Source organism: Achromobacter anxifer (genome assembly GCF_903652925.1).
In the GTDB taxonomy this organism is placed as follows: domain Bacteria; phylum Pseudomonadota; class Gammaproteobacteria; order Burkholderiales; family Burkholderiaceae_B; genus Achromobacter; species Achromobacter anxifer.
In genome coordinates, this window is record NZ_CAHLAR010000005.1 from 221,144 (window position 1) to 238,841 (window position 17,698).

14 protein-coding genes are annotated in these 17,698 nt (G+C 61.3%); 7 read left to right on the forward strand and 7 right to left on the reverse strand.

Features of this window, described 5'->3' with window-relative positions; genetic code table 11:
• The first annotated feature begins 18 nt into the window (after positions 1-18).
• The 6 genes from HWY37_RS17650 (at position 19) to HWY37_RS17675 (ending at position 4,841) form a co-directional block, all read left to right on the forward strand.
• Positions 19-387: a hypothetical protein gene (locus HWY37_RS17650; protein ID WP_176089333.1), complete on the forward strand. Its 369-nt coding sequence runs from the start codon at positions 19-21 to the stop codon at positions 385-387.
• 116 nt (positions 388-503) lie between these two features.
• Entirely contained in the window at positions 504-1,607 is a 1,104-nt protein-coding gene (locus tag HWY37_RS17655) for a hypothetical protein (RefSeq protein WP_176089334.1), read from the forward strand.
• A gap of 40 nt (positions 1,608-1,647) precedes the next feature.
• Positions 1,648-2,235, forward strand: coding sequence for a hypothetical protein (locus tag HWY37_RS17660; protein WP_176089335.1), 588 nt, complete (start codon positions 1,648-1,650; stop codon positions 2,233-2,235).
• A gap of 194 nt (positions 2,236-2,429) precedes the next feature.
• Entirely contained in the window at positions 2,430-3,212 is a 783-nt protein-coding gene (locus tag HWY37_RS17665; RefSeq protein ID WP_176089336.1) for a hypothetical protein, read from the forward strand.
• Positions 3,213-3,254: 42 nt separating this feature from the next.
• On the forward strand, positions 3,255-3,926 hold the full coding sequence (locus tag HWY37_RS17670) for a hypothetical protein (protein ID WP_176089337.1): 672 nt from the start codon (positions 3,255-3,257) through the stop codon (positions 3,924-3,926).
• Positions 3,927-4,088: 162 nt separating this feature from the next.
• Positions 4,089-4,841: a hypothetical protein gene (locus tag HWY37_RS17675; RefSeq protein WP_176089338.1), complete on the forward strand. Its 753-nt coding sequence runs from the start codon at positions 4,089-4,091 to the stop codon at positions 4,839-4,841.
• Positions 4,842-4,939: 98 nt separating this feature from the next.
• Here HWY37_RS17675 and HWY37_RS17680 read toward each other — a convergent pair whose 3' ends face one another.
• From HWY37_RS17680 to HWY37_RS17695, 4 genes are all read right to left on the reverse strand, one after another.
• On the reverse strand, positions 4,940-5,539 hold the full coding sequence (locus tag HWY37_RS17680) for a thymidine kinase (protein WP_176089339.1): 600 nt from the start codon (positions 5,537-5,539) through the stop codon (positions 4,940-4,942).
• A gap of 62 nt (positions 5,540-5,601) precedes the next feature.
• Positions 5,602-6,042, reverse strand: coding sequence for a hypothetical protein (locus HWY37_RS17685; protein WP_176089340.1), 441 nt, complete (start codon positions 6,040-6,042; stop codon positions 5,602-5,604).
• A gap of 32 nt (positions 6,043-6,074) precedes the next feature.
• Positions 6,075-6,638 carry a hypothetical protein gene (locus tag HWY37_RS17690; RefSeq protein WP_176089341.1) on the reverse strand — a complete coding sequence of 188 codons (564 nt, stop codon included), beginning with the start codon at positions 6,636-6,638 and terminating at the stop codon, positions 6,075-6,077.
• Between the two features lie 169 nt (positions 6,639-6,807).
• Entirely contained in the window at positions 6,808-8,541 is a 1,734-nt protein-coding gene (locus HWY37_RS17695) for a hypothetical protein (protein ID WP_176089342.1), read from the reverse strand.
• 479 nt (positions 8,542-9,020) lie between these two features.
• On the opposite strand from HWY37_RS17695, the gene HWY37_RS17700 reads away from it, so the two are divergent.
• Complete coding sequence (locus HWY37_RS17700) at positions 9,021-9,500, forward strand: hypothetical protein (RefSeq protein ID WP_176089343.1); 480 nt, start codon at positions 9,021-9,023, stop codon at positions 9,498-9,500.
• 331 nt (positions 9,501-9,831) lie between these two features.
• Here HWY37_RS17700 and HWY37_RS17705 read toward each other — a convergent pair whose 3' ends face one another.
• The 3 genes from HWY37_RS17705 to HWY37_RS17715 form a co-directional block, all read right to left on the reverse strand.
• A complete protein-coding gene (locus tag HWY37_RS17705; protein ID WP_176089344.1) occupies positions 9,832-10,146 on the reverse strand; it encodes a hypothetical protein in 315 nt (104 codons plus the stop codon).
• A gap of 161 nt (positions 10,147-10,307) precedes the next feature.
• Positions 10,308-13,547: a hypothetical protein gene (locus tag HWY37_RS17710; protein ID WP_176089345.1), complete on the reverse strand. Its 3,240-nt coding sequence runs from the start codon at positions 13,545-13,547 to the stop codon at positions 10,308-10,310.
• 3,053 nt (positions 13,548-16,600) lie between these two features.
• The gene (locus HWY37_RS17715; protein WP_176089346.1) at positions 16,601-17,365 is read right to left on the reverse strand and encodes a hypothetical protein; all 765 of its coding nucleotides are present in this window, start codon (positions 17,363-17,365) and stop codon (positions 16,601-16,603) included.
• Positions 17,366-17,698: the final 333 nt, after the last annotated feature.

Consider the following 17,698-nt stretch of genomic DNA (forward strand, 5'->3'; position numbering starts at 1 on the left):
CGACTGCTGTTTATAGCCATGACCATTCGCACCAGCATCCCTGACTACATCGCCGGCTTGGACATCAGCCAATGCCAGACGGCGATCGACTACGCCACCGCGCGGATGCAAACGCTGAAGGAAGGCGGCAAGGTGGACGTCTGGACCGTCAGCGCGTCCGTCGTTGAATACGCCTCCCTGGACCAGCGTGCCGCGATCGCCTGGATGGCCGAGGCACTGCGCCTGATGGTCCTGCACAACAAGGGCGTGCATGAGCTCAAAATCGAGTCCTCTTTCGAGTGGAAATCCGAAGCTCAGGAGTGGGTTGCGCGCCACGCCAAGTCGACGCCCGCGCGGTTTGTGCGCGAACTGACGGAACTGCCCGGCGAGACAGCTGGCAACAACTGATCCGATCGACGACTCGTATGTACATAAAGCTACGCTCATGCGTGGCTTTATTGCCACTGGCCGTGATTGAAAGCTAAACGATTTTATGCTGCGTAAGCAGCCATTACGCAACTTCCATGCACTATCTTCTTCTGCTGCTGGTGTTCCCCCTGGCCTGGCCTTTTGTCGCCAAGCGCATCTTTGGCCACGAAATCACTTTCGGTGAGCTGGGGATCAACCTGGCCGTCGGGTGCCTGGTCGTGACCATCGGATTCTTCGGCGGCCGGTACATCACCGCGGCCGACACCGAGCTGCTCAACGGGGAGGTCCACCGGAAGGAATCCCACCAGGTCTCCTGTGAGCATTCTTACACCTGCAACTGCCGCGAGAGCTGCTCAGGCTCGGGTACGAGCCGCAGCTGCACCACGACGTGCGACACCTGCTACGAGCATCTCTACGATATCGACCATACGCTCTATACGACTGTCGGCGACATCGACATCCGTCGTGAAGACCGCCAAGGCCTGATCGTGCCTGAACGCTTCAAGCGCGCCCAGATCGGCGACCCGGTGGCTCAGACTCATTGGCACCTGAATTACATCAAGGCAGCCCCCGAGTCGTTGTTCAACAAGGGTGCCGGCCAGGACGCGCTGGAGCGCTATCGCGCGGACATTCCGGCCTACCCAGCAGACGTCTACGACTACCACTACGTGAATCGCGTTCTGCCCGTAAACGTGGCTGTGCCCGATGTGGGCGACTGGAACATGAGGCTGGCGCTCGCCCTGCGCAAGCTGGGGCCCAGCAAGCAGGTCAACGCGATCATCGTGATGACCAAGCACGACTCGATGTATGCAGAGGCCCTGGAAGCCGCCTGGCTGGGGGGCAAGAAGAACGATGTAGTCCTGGTGCTGGGCACTCCGGAGTATCCCAAGATCGACTGGGCCCGCGTCATCAGCTGGACCGACAACCATACGTTCAAGGTGGAACTGCGGGACGCAACCACGGCCATGAAAGAGGCCTCCGCGCCGGCCGTGGTGGACATGCTCGAACAGCACATCGCTCGCGCCTTCGAACGCAAGAGCATGAAGGACTTCGAGTACCTCAAGACGCTGATTGAGCCGCCCACCTGGCTGCTGGTGCTGCTTTTCGTCGTTTCCGTGATCGTGTCGGTCGGCCTGTCCTTCTACCTCGCCCGCGATGGCGTGTCCGGTGCCCCTCGACGTTTCCGTCGTTTCCGTTAGTCCTTTTCTTTCAACTACCTATCGCTCTTAGGAGATTTCTATGAATCGTAAGTCCCAAACTGGCAGCGCCGGCGTGATTGCCCTGATCGTCCTCGGGGTGATCGCCGCAGTCATCGCCACGGTCATCATGATGTTCGTGTCGGCAGGCAACACGGCCAACCGGCTGGAGAAGGCGCTGGATGCCACCTGGACCAACAACCAGAACATCCTCTCCAACTACACCCAGAAGCTCCTCGAGGCCGTGCAAGTGCCCGAGATGATGCGTGACGATCTGGTGAAGGTCGCGCGCGAGGCGCTCGAAGGGCGCTACGGTGCCGATGGCTCCAAGGCGGTGTTCCAGATGATCACCGAGCAGAACCCGGTGGTGTCCGAACAGCTGTACGTCAAGATCCAGACCCTCATCGAGGCTGGCCGCAATGAATTCCAGACTGCGCAGACCCGCCTGATCGACCAGAAGCGCGTCTACGAGACGGCGCTGGACCAGATTCCGCAGGGTTTCCTGATGCGCACCATGGGCTATCCGAAGAAAGACCTGTCGGTGTACAAGCCCGTGATCACCGACGGCGTGGCGCGCACCTTCGAGACCGGCCGTGAATCGGCGCCAATCCAGCTGCGTCCCGCCAAGTAAGGCCTGTCCTTCCGCCCGAGCCCCTCGTGAATGAGGGGCTTTTTTTATGGCGTTCCGGACGCAGCTCTCGCATCCCGGCTGCCGGCTGCGCAAACCTCTTGACCAGGCTCGAGCGCTTCCCGTCTGGTCAGCATGAGCGGAGGTGCTCTGCCTATACGTGAACAGGTCATCAACTTATTTGGAAGGAAAGCAACATGTCTATCTACATTACCCATTTCGACGAGCAATCCAAGGTTCAACACCTGTCTGCCGATGGCGACGCAATAGGTCTGGGGGCGCTCGTCGCACTCGCACCGGAGCCTGGCTACAAGGTAGACTTGGAGGACTATGTCGCACACGCGATCGCTGGCAGAAAGTACCGGGTCATCGGTATCGAAGCCTTGAACTCGGCTTACAACGAGCGCCTGGGCATCGAGCTCGAGCGCAACGCCCGCCGGCAGATCAATGCTGGAAAGGAGCGCTGGTATGCAGCTGTCAAGCTTGCAGTGGTCTTGACCAACGAAGACGGATCGCTGGCACGGATCGACAAGAGCCCCGGCGAGACGTTCCTGGAACGCTACCTACGCTGCACGGTACCTGCCGAGATCCTGAGTGTGCTCGATGCCGGCAACGGCAAAGAGCCTGTGGCAGACGTCGACTATTCGATTTCTACCTACGAGCACCTGTATCCGAAGTATCAGGCGTTGGATCAGACCTGCGACGAATGGTCTAACCGGCCCACAGCATGCCTGGCGCTTTTTCTGCTGAGCGATCAGCAGGTGCGCGTTCAGCTGAAAACGTCGGTTACCGCTAAGGGACAGCTGACGACGGCCAAGCTCATGCAGCTGGCGAAGCGTGAACGTTGGATAGAAAAAGCCGTCCCGGCCGACGCCTATTTCACGGACCCGTTCCCGGAGTTCGCGCCGTACCGTCAAGAGGTGAATTACGACGAAATCGCCCAGGAACTCACGGCACTGCACAAGGCCGGCGAGCTCTAAGCGGCTCCCCCTCCAGGCCCAGCACGATGCTGGGCCTTTTTCATGCTCAGCACGATGCTGACCGCCGCGCTATACCTTGAAGGCAATGTCGCCAGAGGAAACACTGAAGTCAGAATGAAAATCCACTATCAAAAGCTCCAATCGATTCTTTCCGCTTCGGACATCGCAGCACTTACCGCCCACGCCGAGAAGGCCGGCTATCCGCAGACGGACATACCGATGCGGGCCGTCTTGGATGTGTGCAGTACGGAAATCACGCTGAAGGCGCTCATGCTCTTCTGCAAAACCCCGTACCATTCCGTGGTCCAGTCCGTCGCTATAGCGATGGCCTTCCCCACAAGCAAGAAGCTCATAGACGAACGCCAAGCCCTGGCGATGAATATGATGCTGCAATGGTTGACGGAATCGACAGATCGTGACGAAATCATGCGGACCGCCAGGAAGCTGGCGCAAGACTCTCTGTCCGCCGCGCAAGCGAACTACGAGCTCCAGAAGCGCATCAACAATGGCAACGCGGACGCGAGCATCGTCTCTGCGGCCAAGGCCCTCGTCGAGGCGCTCAATCCCGATCTCAACCAGGTATTCCAACTGACGCTGGCCACACTGCTAGCTGGCGTCAAGGAATCCGAAAAGGCGGGCACTCGCCATCAGTACGAGTCCTACTGCCGCAAGCAGATCGTGGTAGCTCTCGACCTGGCCGAAACGACAGCATAGGCACGACACCCCTCCGCCCCTCTATGAGGGGCTTTTTCATTTCGGAGCATGCCACCGGCTGACCAGACCACAGAGTTCGGGCGGCGCGGCGCTTCCTTCACCGGCCTATACGCAGTGAGGCCATTTCGGCAGTACCTCACTGCCATCCACAAGGAAGAAATCATGCTGAACACCCAAACCACTGTTACCCCTGCCTTGACCGCAGCCTGCGCGGCACCGACTGATCAAGAGTGGCGAATGGCGGCCGGCGACACGCTGGGCGGTTTCACTGTCGGCCACCTGGCGAAGGTGATCGGAAACCCCAGCGCGGCCTTTATCATCGGCCTGCGCCACAACGCCATAGACATGGGCCGAGTGGATGTCCTTCTGGACTATCCCAGCGCTCGGCCAGTCGATGCGCCAGCAGGAGCAACTTCGTGCCGGCTCCAGGTCACCGATGCTTCGATCTCCAGCACCGGGCCCGCTGGCCCGACCGTGGCGCCGCACAAGCGCCCGGGGCGCCCCAAGATCCACGAGTTCGGCACCGCGCCGAAAGTGGTCCCGAAGGGCTATTCGCTTCAGCAGGAGCGACTGGTCCAGGACGTCGAAGCGCTGCGCGACGCGTTCAAGGGCAAGTTCGTGGTGCTGGTGGAATCTGCTCCGGTGGCGGACGGCTCCGGCCGGCGCCGAATCGGCATCTTCACGTGGCATCCGTCGTTCTCGCGCTGGCGCCATGGTGGCTACTACGTAGGCAACGTCAGCCACCTCAATGGCGGCATTGGCTGCGTGAGCAACAACTACGCCGACAAGAAGTGGCGCATCGTCTGCGATGATCGCCGTGCTGGCCTGGGAGAACCGGGCGACTTTACGTTCCCGTCCCGCGACGCTGCGGCGCGCGCGGAACTGGAGTACACCACTGTGTTGAAGTCGCTGTAAGGGCACCAAGCCTCTACGCCCCGTCCAGTTATGCTGGCGGGGCTTTTTCATGGGCGTGAAAAAGGCCACCCGGGAAGGGCGGCCTTGGAGGTGCAGCGTTATGCGGCCAGGCGACGCGGAATTTTCACCACGTCGTGGAAGCAGTCGCCGCAGACGGCGCGGTACTGGGCATCGCCGATCAGGACCCTGGGGCCTTGACGCAAGCGATTGCCCTCTGCGTCGGTACGGATGTTCATTGTGGCCTTGGAGCCGCATTCGCATGTGTTCCGGATCTCCTCGATGTCCTCCGCCAGGCTGAGCAGCATGGCAGACCCCGGAAAGGGGTGACCCTGGAAATCGGTACGCAGACCAAAGCACATCACCGGCACGTTGAACTGGTGCGCGGCCAGGTGCAGTGTCTGGACCTGCTCAGCGGTGAGGAACTGAGCCTCATCGATGAGCACAGCGCCGACGTTCTGACCGGCCTTGAGGCCGAAATCGCGCACGGCCACCTTGAAATCGGTGTCGCGATCGAAGACGGGGGCCACACGTTGTGCGCCGAGGCGCGACGTGACGAGTCCCTCGCCGAAGCGGACATCCACCTTGGCCGTCCACAGGGCTACGAGCCGTTTGTTGGACTCGTAGTTGTGAGCGATCTGCAAGAGCTGCGTGGACTTGCCCGCGTTCATGGCGGCGTAGCGAAAATAGAGCTTCGACATAGTGTGCTTTCTCGGAAAAGTCTCTCTGTATAGCTCCCCGCGCGGACGCGGGGAAACCTCGATCAGGCCATCACCATTGCCGAAGGCATGGCCAGGGCCGCAGCAAGCCGGCGAGCCAGGATATTGCGCGCTTTGGGCTTCACAGCTTCGGCCGCGAAGTAGGCCAGCACCATACGCTCCACATCAAAGTGGTTCATGTAGCACCACGACGAATCGGGCGTCAGCATCGCGGGCGGGTAAATGCCGCATCGCGGATTGGCCTTGTTCAACCACTGAGCGAATTCACCATACTTGCCTTCGGCAAAAATGTTGAATTCACCGCGCGCGTTGATGTGCAGGTAGCCCTTGAGCTGGACGCTGAATGACGCCGCCATCGCATGGAGCGCGCCGGCCAGGGCCGACTCGCGCTGGTGGCTATGCGCAAGCGACGATATGGCGCCGGCGGCGAAATTTTCATGGGCGGCCTTCAGGACGATGACGGCTTGCTGGAATTGCTTGTTCATGATGTATTTCCTTGGGTTGTGATGAGAGAATTTCAGTGCTTGGGCAGGTGACGCATGTCCAGGGTCACGTCCGCGGCGCGGATGACCTTGTAGGACTTGATCACTTTGGGATTGAATACGACGAGCCAATGCTTTCTGCCGTTCGGGGTATGCCAGGCGGCATCGATGCCCTGCTCGGCGAGCCAGCGGGCCAGCGCAACGCCGGGTTTGCCGGCGACGGCCTCGTAGTTGACGCACAGGTTCACGAGAACCTGGGCATTAATCTCTGCGCGGACCACGTGAGCGTCAACCTTGCGGGCAACGTTCGCGTGCAGATCGGCGAGGATCTCTTTGCGGTGCTTGAGGCGCTCGAGGCCCTTGACGAAGTCCACCACAGTGTCCAACGGCAGTCGGGTGTTCTCGAGTAGGCTCAGCTCGGAGGTGAGCGTCACCAGGGTGGTGACCTTGCCTCCGCGCGCATAGCGGTATGCGTCCTCATAGTCGGTGCTCAGGTAGATGCCGGGTCCGCACTCGTAGCGGCCGGCGCGCGGGGCCTGCACTTCGGGATCAGAGTCCCAACGCATACCTCCGTGCCAAAGCGCGAATGATTTCTGCATGATTGTCCTTTCGGTTATGGCCTAACTCGTATAGCGAGAAAGGCGGCAAGAAAGGACTAGCGAAAATCAGATAGGCATATGGCGAGTTGTCGCGTATCTTTGCACAACCGACAACCCTGAAATGAAAAAGCCCGCAAACTGCGGGCTCTTTAGGCGGGGCGGTGATGCCTCAACGGTTCATCAGGTAGTACAGCGCTCGCATTGCGTCCTGCTCGAGCAGCTTGCCCTCCTCGGACAACCTCAGGATGGTCTGGCTTAGGGCTTGAGCGATCGGTCCCGGCGCGGAAAGGGCCTCGGGATTGGCCGGGGGCGTCCAAGTAAAGCCCGGCTCACCTGTAGGAGCCGCAGCTGGGGCCGGTGCGGGTGCGGCGGCCGGCGTGCTGGGAGCCGGCGTAGCGGCAGCTTGCGGCTGCGTGGCCTGTTCTTGCTGAGCGGTCTCCTGTACCTTGCTTGTCGCAGTCTTCTTCGTACCAGCGGCTTTTTTAGCTCCAGGGGTCTTCTTGGCTGCGGCGGTGTCTGCGCTGCTGTCATTGGCCCCAGTGGGCAACGGAACGGTAGGGTCCATCACCCAGGGCGACAGCGTTGCGGGCGGATAGGTTGGGTTGTCGAGCCAGCCCTCTGGCAGTCCCAAGGCCTTGATCACGTCATTGGCAAGATCGTCCTTGAACAGGATGCCACCGCGGCGGATGTTGCCCCAGTAAGGCAAGCTGCGGCCCAATAGATCCCGCCACAAGGTAACCTTTGTCTTACGGCGCGATCCTTCAAGCAACTTCTCTAGGGCGTCTGCGCGCGCAATTGACTGTTCACGCGAGATCTCCGCGCTTTCCGTGCGACGCTGTGCCTGGCGTACGGCCGCCACTAGCTCTGGCCGCTGAAGCGGCTGTTGGGGATTCGCGGCTGCCGGCGCATTGGCGGCTGGCTTGGCCGTAGTTGCCGGACGGAGTGTTGGCGCGGGCATACCCTGAAGACCTTGCTTTTCAGGGGCTGCCGCCTGCTTGCCAGAGGCGCCGGACTCGGCTGGAAGTTGAGGTGCTGGGCGCCCAGTAAGCGCACGGCCAGCACTACGGGCACCACGGGGGAGGTTCGCGGCCGCGCCGGCAGGCGTAAGCAACGTCGAACCGATCAGCTTTGAACCAGTAGCCGCGGGGGCCGAAGCACCCCCGGCTTTCTTCTTTGAGGTACTCATATCCTTCTCCATCGCGGGTTTCTTAATCTCTTCAAAGGTCTTTGGTCTTGTTGGGGCCTTGGCGCCTTTTAGCTGCTTGGTAAGACCACCGAAGCTCAAATCCGGAGGCGCCGAGCTTGGCGGTTGCACTGCGGGTGATGCTTCCGGTGCGGGGGGCGCCTGTGGCGCCGGGGACGCAGCCAGGATGCGCGCTGCCTCAGCTTCGGCAACAGCAGCTTCCTCAGCGGCCTCTTCTTCAGAGGCCTCCCTTGCCAAGGCCGTTAAGCCATCGATGAGCTTCTGAGGAAGCTCTGGCTCGGCCTCATTCAACCAACCGTTGGGGAAACCCGCACGCATCAAGCGCGGATTTAGATGACCGAACCGCTCCTCATCAAGCTTGAGCCGGCCATCTGCAACTTCAGTGATGGAACTCAAGCGCATGTCCAGCGCGTCCGCCAACAACTCAAGCTTCTCGCCAAACGCCTTGGCCAGCCGCTTAAAGTTGTTGCGTCTCAGCGGCGTCCGGTCTTTAGCTCCGGCCGCAAGCTGCTTGAGTTTATTTAGAACCAGGGGAGTGACGGGCGCTAGGCCATCGAGAATCGAGGAGGGGATACCTACACTATCAAGTCGGGAACAGATATGGGGGAAGTACCGGGTGTCCGCATCGGGGAGCTTTCCCTGGATGATCGCCTTGAGCGACTCATCCTCCAACCCGAGAGCAGCGGCCAACATGTCCAAGCCCATCTCAAACTCTAGCTTTCCGAGAATGGTGGCACGCTGAGAGCGTCTCGCCTTCCCAGGGCGGTGCTCCAGTGTCGACTGCCGGCCGCCTCCATGATCTTTAGCGCCCATAGCCTTCACAGACGGGTTCCTTTGTAAATCAGGACGTTCAAAAAAGCCGCTCATAAACCGCGTTAGTTGGGGGTGATTTCTCAAATTGAGCTATACGTTCTACAGCACCTGGCGCAGATGGCGCAGGTGTTCACCAGTCCAGGTAGCTGGGAGGTGAATCGTTCGAGGATGGATTCAGATGTATCCTTTTACGCATGACTTGATGGTCAGAAGCGTTCTCGAGCAGCGAATATGAAACGTTGATTGTTAACGTCTTATGCTTGCTTCACTATCAAGGTTACCACATGGGGACTGCTATCGAAAGCTAGAATCACTTGCAGCGAGCGGGAATTTAGCTAGAAACCATACATTCGTCAAGGTTTGCCATGACAATTTCGCCTTTTTCCAATCGAATTTTGCGTCTTTTTACGCAGGCGAGCGCCGCACTCTTCACGTGCGGCATCTTGGCGTTTCCACCCGTGTCCCATGCGCAAGACAAGAACGCCCGGGCCATCCAGAACACCACCCGACTAACGGCGTTTCTCGATGGCGTTCCGCCGGAAAACGTCATGACCATTGTAGAGAAGATCGCGTCTGGGGAGATCGAACGCTTTGCTCCAGAGCAGCCCATTTGGATTATTGACACATCCAGCGGGACACTCCTTTTCTACCAAGGGCAGCCCACATTCAAGGGGAAGTCAGCTACCTTGCTGGTCGATGACGCAGGAGCCCGGTTTGGTCAAAAAGCTCTTGATAACGGGCGAAATTCTCGAAGTGGATGGGTTAACGTTGTCCTCGGCGGAGGCTCCTACAGCGCCTTCTGCCACTCGAAATATCCGACCATCGTGTGCAGCCTCATTCCGTGATGAGGCGGTATTGGGCACGGCAGGAATCACCAAGAAGTTCCGAGCAAAATGACAATGCCGCCCACCCGGGCGGCAATTTCTTTGTTCTGAAGTCAAAATACCATCAGACCAACTGACGGTGATGTGCGCCATATGCCCACTGACCGATGTTGTCGGTCCTCACGAAAGCCGATAGAAAGCCGCCAATTGCCCATATCTGGTGCCACAATCCAAGTAGGTGCAAAGGTGTCTTACATTTCGGTATACGTTATGCACCATTATTGGGCCTTTTGATCCCAAGAATTGTGCATTTGGGACCAGAAAGCCGCCCACTGAGGGCGGCTGAGGGGTGTTAGGCGACAAGCGTAGTCGCACGAAGATACGTTTGACCGCTACTGCGTGTTGCGTGAACACGCTTGCGGACAGCCAGGCCCTTCTTCAGTAGCTGCTTGATGTCCGGATCGGTGTCGCGCAACTGCCACTTGCGGTTGATGGGTATTCCGCGATCTTCCTTGCGGAGGTAGTTCAACAACTTCGAGCGGCGGGCTGATCCGGGGCGGCTCCACAAAATATCGCTCAGGGTCACCACACGAGCAGCTTCCTTGTTCGGGAAACGGCTGTGGGGCAGTTCATCGGCGACGCGGTCTTGCACTTGCAGTTTTTCCATAGTTTCACTCCAGTGGGTAATAGCCTCACTTCGTATAGTGCGAAATTAGGCTCCAACTCGACGCGCCGGCTGGCGCGCGCCGTGGCTGACCAGGCCGCGGAGTGGTGACGGCAAACAGCCCTCCGGGATGGCGGGCTGCTGCGTAGCCGAGAAGGTTGCGATCAACGCTCCAGAGACGAGCCTCCTCGCGCGACACGACCGCCACCGTCCTGTGCCATCGACGGATCCTTGTCCAGGCCCTTGGTCGTCTGCGTGCTGCTCTTGTCCAGGTGCTCGGCGGGCGCCTTCAGCTGCTCCACGGCCTTGATCATCTCGACAGTCATAGACGAATCCTTCGAGAGCGCCGAATGCAGGATGTCGGAGGACTGTTGGGCGCTGGCGACGAGCTTCTTAATGCCCGGGCTGAGCGTCGAGTAGTCGCCCAGCAGTCCTCCACGGACGTCAGCCACGAGTGTCTTGAGGGCGACCGCAGCTTGCGCGCGCGTCGACGGGTCCAGCCCCTTCAGGGTCTGTGGCGTCATGCGGCCGGCGTTCTTCAGCATGTGCTTGACCTGTGCTTCGCTGACCGATCCGTTGCGATACACAACGTGCACCAGGTCGCGCGCCATGTTTTGCGCCGCGCGGGCGGTATCCGAGCCGCTGCCGGCGTCCGGTGTGCGTGCCGATGCGGGTTCCCGGATAGCAACTGAGCTAAGCTCCGCGGCTTTCTCGCGTTGGGCCATGCGATCCACCACGGCGTCCGCCTTTTTGAGATTCTCCAGCACGGACGCGGAGGCCTGGACGTCGTGTACCTTTTCGACAATCGCGGCAACCTTGTCGAGCATCTGCTGGACCTTCTCCTTGCCTTCCGGCGTGTCGAAGCCCGGGAGCTTGCCGTCGCGCGCGGACGTTGCCACCCAGAAGGCGTTCACCACAGTGCGTTCGCGCATGGTTGGAGACAGCCCCTTGATCGAGTCTGGATCCAGCGCGAGCACCTTGTCGGCGACATTCTGTACTTCGCGCTCGTTCCAGCTCTTATCACGGTTGGTGAGTACGCCGGCCGGGTTTTCCATCATCAACTGAAGCTTTCCCGCAGCCACTTCAGTCTGCGCCAGACGCTGCACGCCCTCCATACGCTCGGCTTCCTTCGCCAGCTGCTCAGGTGTGGGCGCGGCAGGTTCCTTCACTGGGTTCGGGGCGAGTGCCTCTGCGACGGGCGTGTGCTGCTTTTCTGCCTCCGCTGCTGGCGCCGCTTTCTCGACCGCAGCGTTGGCCACCGGCTGGTCGTGCCAAGCGGACTCTGCCGCCTTTGTCTGCGCGACTTGTCCAGCGTGCTGCTCCGCAGTCAGGCCTGCGCCTTGTGCGCGCTCGAGGTCGTTCTCCTTCCAGCGCGCCAGAGCGTCCTTCAGGTTTCCAGCATAGGCGGCCGCCTCAGATCCGAAGTCGCCAGCTTCCGCTTTCTCGAGGAACCCCTCCAGGCGGGTCACGGTCGTCGTCGACGCAGCACCCTCACCGGCACCCAGGGCGGCCAGCGGCTTCGTCTGCTTGGCATCCAGTTCGGCGAGCACGGACATCGCCTGGTCGGGAGACACCTTGCCTGGCTCGAGCGCCGAGATCTCCGCCATCTTGGCTTCGAGCTTGCCTCGGGCGGGGAGGACCTCCTGGCTCTGCGCTGGCGCCTCAGGCTTGGCCGTAACTACCTCAGCCCCCGGCTTCTCCGCTGGCGCGGCGGTATCAGCCGGCTGCGCTACCGGGGAGGTGGCGGCAGGGGCCTCGGCCACCGGCGCGGCGGGCGCAGGCGCAGGCTTCTCTGCGGAGGCGACTTCAGGCGCCTTCTCAGCCGCCATCTCAGTCACCTTCTTCTCGATGCTCTCGGCCTGGTTGGAAGTGATCGCCTTGTTGTGGACAAGCTCCTTGAGCAGGGCAGGGACCTTCGCCGCAAATTGATCATCGCGGGCGACCTCCTGGTTCACCAGGTCGGTCAACCGCTCGCGCACCTTGGCGCCTTCACCGGCCAACTCCAGGCTCGGCTTCTTGGCGCCCTTGTCGAATTCCTTGTCGCCGATCTTCTCGAGCAGCGAAGCCATCTGCACGACGAACTTCTGGCGTTGCTCAACAGGCAACGAGGCGAGTTCCGGCTTGACCGGATCCGAGATGCTTGCGGCCTGCCGAGCGATCGCCTCGGCATAGGTCTGACGGTGACCGTTGTCGGTGCCCAGCACGGATGGCGTCTGGAAGTGCTTGTCGAAAGATTCAGCGAGCTCGACCGTGCGCTGGTGCGGAGGTCGAGCCTTCTCATCCTGGCCGCCAGCAGCAGCCTCGGCGGCCTTCTCTTTCGCCTTCGCGATGTCGGCGTCCTCGCGCTGCTCGCGAAACTCCCGGCGCGATGCCATCTTGGACTCCTGCTCAGCGCGGAAAGAAGCCACCTTGTCGAGCGGGGACTCGAGCAAGTCGTAGAGGCTGGAGACGTCCTTCAGCCGGATCGGCTGGCGATCGGCGCTGGCGCTGACCTTGACCGAATCCTTGGTGTCGGCCTGGGAGCCCAGCAGCGATTCACCACGGGGAGCGTCCCCGCTGGGGATGACGTGCCTGCTCTGGAGCGTGGTCACGAAGTCCTTGACGTCCTTCAGGCCTGCCTCGATGTCCTTCTCGTTACCGACAACGAAAGAGTCGATCTCGTGCTTACGTCCGAGCCGGTTGGCGATACCGGACGTGATCGCGCCGATGAACCCAGGCTTATCCCGGTCCATCGTCACGGACAGCGAGTGCACCACCTGCATACCCGGCACCCTCTCGGCAGCCTGGGCGAGATACTGAGCGGCTTCTTTCCGGTCAACCGCCATAATGGGGGTGCCGCCCTGGTAGAACACCTTGCCGTCCTTCGCGAGCAGCTCATAGAACTTGCGCTTGACGTCCTCGTTGCCGGTGATCACCAGGCGCTGCTGCCGATCCGGGCTCAGGCGAATGGCAGCGAGCGAGGACTCGAGACTGGTAGGCTTTTCCGCGGAGGCAGCAAGCTTGTCCGCCTTCTCGACATTGGAATCACCTGGCGTGAAGTCATCAACGCCTTCCTTGGTGCGTGCAATGGCGTCTTCGTGCGACTCCAGGCCAGGCGCCTCGGTAGTTGCTTCAGTAGTCGACGCGTCAACGCCTTGGCGGGTCACCCGGTCGAGCTCTTCCTTTGTGGCGGCGTCGCGAAAGTCGAGCAGCTCCTTTCGAGTCTGCGCGTCCTCCACGAGGATGGCGGAGGTGGAGTGGTCGCGGATCCAACCTTCGAGCTTCATCTCCTCGTGGATGCGGGTTTGCTCGGCTCCGCGGCGGTCGTCTTCAAGCCGCAGATCGTGGAGCGTGTTGGAGAGATAGTCAGGGTCGTTGTTGCGCGGCTGAGGCTGGAGGTGTTGGTCGTCGAAAAGGCTATCCATGAAAAGTGCTCCGAGGTGATCCTGAGTATAGGAATCGAGCCTCGTTTTCGTTCGCCTCCGGCGGCACCACGGCTGGCGCCGTGCACGGCTGTGCCAGATGAATCTGCCACATCCCACTTGTGCCCGTTTTACAACGTCGGGTAGCGTCCAGCGGCTGCATGACTCTACTCTAACGTCGGAGAGGTCTTGGACCCTACGCTTTGCTTGGTCCTCGATCTCGCCTTTCGTTGCGTCTTCGTCGTCGGTGCCCTCAGGTCGTTTCTCCCCTCGACCGACTCACTCCACCTGCGGCGGCACAAGTGGGATGTGGCAGATTCAGCTTTTCTATATTTCTTGCTTCGCGGCCGCAAAGGCCCCGCTTCGCGAGGCCCACGCGTGGCGGTCTCTAGCTGCGCCGCACCAGCCCTCCAACCCCACCTCCTCGAATCGCGCAATGCCGCAAACCATCCGCAAGGGGGCTGCATACGGCATGACCGTCGAGGCGATGCGCAACGCCTGGCAACGCGGGCACACAGCACCTCGCGCGAGCACCGAACGACGCCGCGAACGCGAACAGCCCGAGCCACGCCCGCAACGCGCCGGCACCGCGAACGCACGACGCCACCCGCTCCAAGCGCACACAGCGCCAGGCAAGCGAAACGCCGACCGCAAAACGCGGCAGGAACCGCGCACGAAACGACCGCATGAAGCCGCTGCGCGTGCACAGAAAAACGGCGCTTCGCTGGGTGGGTAAGAGGATAGGTTTGCGTCCAGCTAAAGGGGAGCACACCGGTCCGTTGCTTGCGCCAGAAAAACGTTGCCGTGGGCAAGGGAAGGAAAGGAGGAGATGGAACTCTTGCGGGAGGCTGGCGCTGTATGGATGTACAGGCCCAGTGAGATGGGCGGCTTAACGTGCCCGATGCCTTACGGTCGAACCGGAGTGGATGCAGCAGCAGAATGAAGGGATGGGAGACTCATTCGCCCAGGCGCGGGCCCCACATCCGCGAGTGGGCCTGGCCCACCTTCCCCCAAGCATGCACGAGGCCCACATTCCCCCGGGCGTGCACCAGGCCCAGCGTCGCCCCGGCGTGGTGATGCAGTTGCGCGCGCATGGAACCGGCCCCGCGCGGCGGGTCCTCAAGTGCGGGTTTGCATCTCCTGGCATGGCGCCTGCGCGCCGCTGGTCTCACTAGAGTTGAAGGTTCCCCGCTGGGGACCTTCAACGCCAGCAAGCACCTGGCGCGATGGTGTGCAGACAAGCGCCAGCCTGCACGGCGCAGCGTCGCCTGGGTGTGCAATGCGAGCACATGATCGCGCGGGGAGGCGTATCGCTTGACGGCCCCCGTTACGGACATGCCGGACTGCATGCGGATGCGCGTGTATGGCGCCTGGCCCAGGCGGCGTGGAACTGCATCTGCGCGCTGGCGCTTGCTACACGGTGCCTTGTCGTGTGCCTGAAACCTCGGCGCGCATATGCCCCTGGTGCTGGTTTGCTCCAGGAATAATTTCGCCGGCATGATGAAGTCTGCGACTTCCCCATCCCGTCAAAATCATCCCCTCCGCCTTCAACCGCTCGGCCCGATCGCGCGTCGCGCGATCGTTCCCGCTCTGTGTGGAGAAAGGCTGCGACCCGCGACAGGTACGTGGGGGGCGGGGCGGGCCGGCGGCCGTTGCGGCAACTCGAAGCGTGGTCCATCAGGACCCGGGTTTGTATCGGTCGCTGGCGCTGGCGGCCCGACATCCCCCGAGCTTGCACGACCCACACCCCCCAGCACGCACGGCCCCGCATCCCCCCGGTATGCACCGGCGCGCTCCCGCATGGCACCCGCAACATCGCTCAGGTCTGGGCCCAGCCCCCGCGGCCGCGGGGGCTCACCCTCCCGCACTACACTGCCGCTGGCCTGCAACCTCATCGCTCCGCGTGCCCACGGGAATCCATCGTTGATGGAATGCCGTGTTCCCGCTGCTCCTGGCGTACATGAAAGACAACCTCGCGCCTGGCGCACGTGGTGCTGCTCCCGCATGCAGGGCCTGCACGTCTCCAGTATGGCTCGCCTGGCGCTTCAGGCCCACCCCGGTCATGCCGGCTCGTCTGGAGTTGTGCGAGTATGCATCTCGCAATGCGCGAGCAATGCGTCCCGCCTGCTGCTTGTTTGCGCTGCGAACCGCTCCGCAATTTCGCCCTGGGGTAGGCGAAATCGCTAGGCGCTGGACTCACCTGTCATTGTGTTGCGCCAGCCTGGCTCGGGGGCGGGCGAGAGCCCTGAATTCAGGCTTCGACCGGAGAAGGGTGGCGGCCGAGATGGATCCTGGACAGACCGGAAGTGCATCGACAATGCGAGACACCGGGCCGGAGTCGGCCCTGAGACTGCGGGGCCTGAGGTGGCCCCGCGCGCGGAGTTCCTCACAGTGGACTGCTGGCATGGGTTTGCTTGAGCGTAGGTTCCGGATTACCCGGACGGCGCCCAGGCCTGGAGTGTCTCCAGACGATCTAGTTGAATGGTGCTGTGTGGAGGAATGATTCAGCTTGGAGCTGCTTAGACTACGCAGATCCGTGCCATCCGGCCCGGACTGCGGGCAAGCGAATCGCGTCCGGCGAATCGTGCTGACGTCCCGATTCCCCTCGGCGCCAGCCTGGAGCGCATGCTGGTGTGACGACACTCTATGTGCGGCAAGTCCGTTGAGCATTTTCACCCGGGCCTGGAGTCCCTCTTACCACCTGGTCTGAGATCTATTCCGCTCCGCTACATCCAGTTATCCAGAGGAAAACTGGATTCGCCTGGCGCTGGCGTGCACTTTTGATTCAACATCTTCGGGTCCTGTCTCATCTTCATTGTGGACTTGCCGGCTCTGCGAGCCCCACTCCGCGGCCCGACTTTTCTCATCCAGCTTGGCGCCCAGCAGCTCACAACTCCCGCTGGCACGACACTCCCTCAGCGTGCAGCACCCACTCGCGCGCGACACCTTCCTCTTGGTAAGCACTACTTGCCGTACGCAGGAGAGTGGCCAGGAACAGAAAAGCCTCCGAGCCTGAAGCTGCGGAGGCCTTTAAGCCTGCTATTGGAGCAGGTGGTTCAGTTGTCGAAACCGTTGGTGCCGTATGCGTTGCCGTGGATGTCGACGCCGAAGGGGCCGTTCATCATGGGCAGTCCCGAAACCGGATTGACCGCCGGAATGATGTTTTGCTCGAGAGCATAGTCTGGGATCACACCATCTGCATCGGCATGCGACGCGATCGAGCCGGCTGCAACCCCAGCGGCCGCTGCACCTGCGGTACGGCCACCGCGCTGGGCCCACGAACGGGCGGTGTCCTGGCGGCCCGCACGCGCGATGTTGGCTCGGCTTTCGGCGTCCTCACGCTCCTTGCGGCGCTGAGCGACGAACTTCTCGAACTTCACGCAATCGATGGCCATCTTCTGAACCATCTCCAGGGTGATCTCTTCGGGGGGGATGCCGAGATGTGCGCTCAGGATTTGGACCGCGCGGTAGCGGCCGCAGTCGATGGCTTCATCGCGAGCACGCGTCTTGCGGATGTCGGCCTGGAGGCGACGGTCCATCGCATAGCCGAGGGCCAATCCGAGGGGGCTGGTGACCCAGAGTGTGGCCCAGCCCCAGGCGAACACGCCGGCGGCCATGAGGAGAAGCGGCAGGAGGAAGGTCGCGATCTGACGCGTGCCTTCGTAGCGGATATGCCCCAGCGGAGCTGCCGGCTTGGGGTAGCGCAACCAGTAAACGACGTTCTGGCCGCGGGCGATCAGATCCCGTGCGATGACGAGATCTTCGTAATCTACAACTTCACGCAGCGGGTCGCGACGTGCGACTGTTTTGTCCTTTTCCATGATTGTCATTCCAATTCTTTTCAATATCCACTCGAGTCATGAGCATGTTACGTCCTTGATGATGTTTCCGCACACTGATCTTCTTGTCTTACTCCATCGGGTCTTTGCCCAACGGTTGTGTGTAGTATAAGCCAGATCATCGTATGTTGCAATTTACGAGTACGGACGTTGCGACGCAGCAACGTGTTCCATCCCCTCGAGATGCACGCACAGGTAATGGTAGGTGGCGCTCCAGTGCTCATATCAAGCGCTTGCGTACACACACGCCCCGCTTCGCGATTCCTCACGCGCGGCGTGGTTTGTGCCTGCCGGCGGGGGTGTGTCGAGGAAATT

Coding starts and splice junctions, on each gene's coding strand:
- HWY37_RS17650 (WP_176089333.1), top strand. CDS start 19: ATGACCATTCGCACCAGCATCCCTGACTACATCGCCGGCTTGGACATC.
- HWY37_RS17655 (WP_176089334.1), top strand. CDS start 504: ATGCACTATCTTCTTCTGCTGCTGGTGTTCCCCCTGGCCTGGCCTTTT.
- HWY37_RS17660 (WP_176089335.1), top strand. CDS start 1,648: ATGAATCGTAAGTCCCAAACTGGCAGCGCCGGCGTGATTGCCCTGATC.
- HWY37_RS17665 (WP_176089336.1), top strand. CDS start 2,430: ATGTCTATCTACATTACCCATTTCGACGAGCAATCCAAGGTTCAACAC.
- HWY37_RS17670 (WP_176089337.1), top strand. CDS start 3,255: ATGCTCAGCACGATGCTGACCGCCGCGCTATACCTTGAAGGCAATGTC.
- HWY37_RS17675 (WP_176089338.1), top strand. CDS start 4,089: ATGCTGAACACCCAAACCACTGTTACCCCTGCCTTGACCGCAGCCTGC.
- HWY37_RS17680 (WP_176089339.1), bottom strand. CDS start 5,539: ATGTCGAAGCTCTATTTTCGCTACGCCGCCATGAACGCGGGCAAGTCC.
- HWY37_RS17685 (WP_176089340.1), bottom strand. CDS start 6,042: ATGAACAAGCAATTCCAGCAAGCCGTCATCGTCCTGAAGGCCGCCCAT.
- HWY37_RS17690 (WP_176089341.1), bottom strand. CDS start 6,638: ATGCAGAAATCATTCGCGCTTTGGCACGGAGGTATGCGTTGGGACTCT.
- HWY37_RS17700 (WP_176089343.1), top strand. CDS start 9,021: ATGACAATTTCGCCTTTTTCCAATCGAATTTTGCGTCTTTTTACGCAG.
- HWY37_RS17705 (WP_176089344.1), bottom strand. CDS start 10,146: ATGGAAAAACTGCAAGTGCAAGACCGCGTCGCCGATGAACTGCCCCAC.
- HWY37_RS17710 (WP_176089345.1), bottom strand. CDS start 13,547: ATGGATAGCCTTTTCGACGACCAACACCTCCAGCCTCAGCCGCGCAAC.
- HWY37_RS17715 (WP_176089346.1), bottom strand. CDS start 17,365: ATGGAAAAGGACAAAACAGTCGCACGTCGCGACCCGCTGCGTGAAGTT.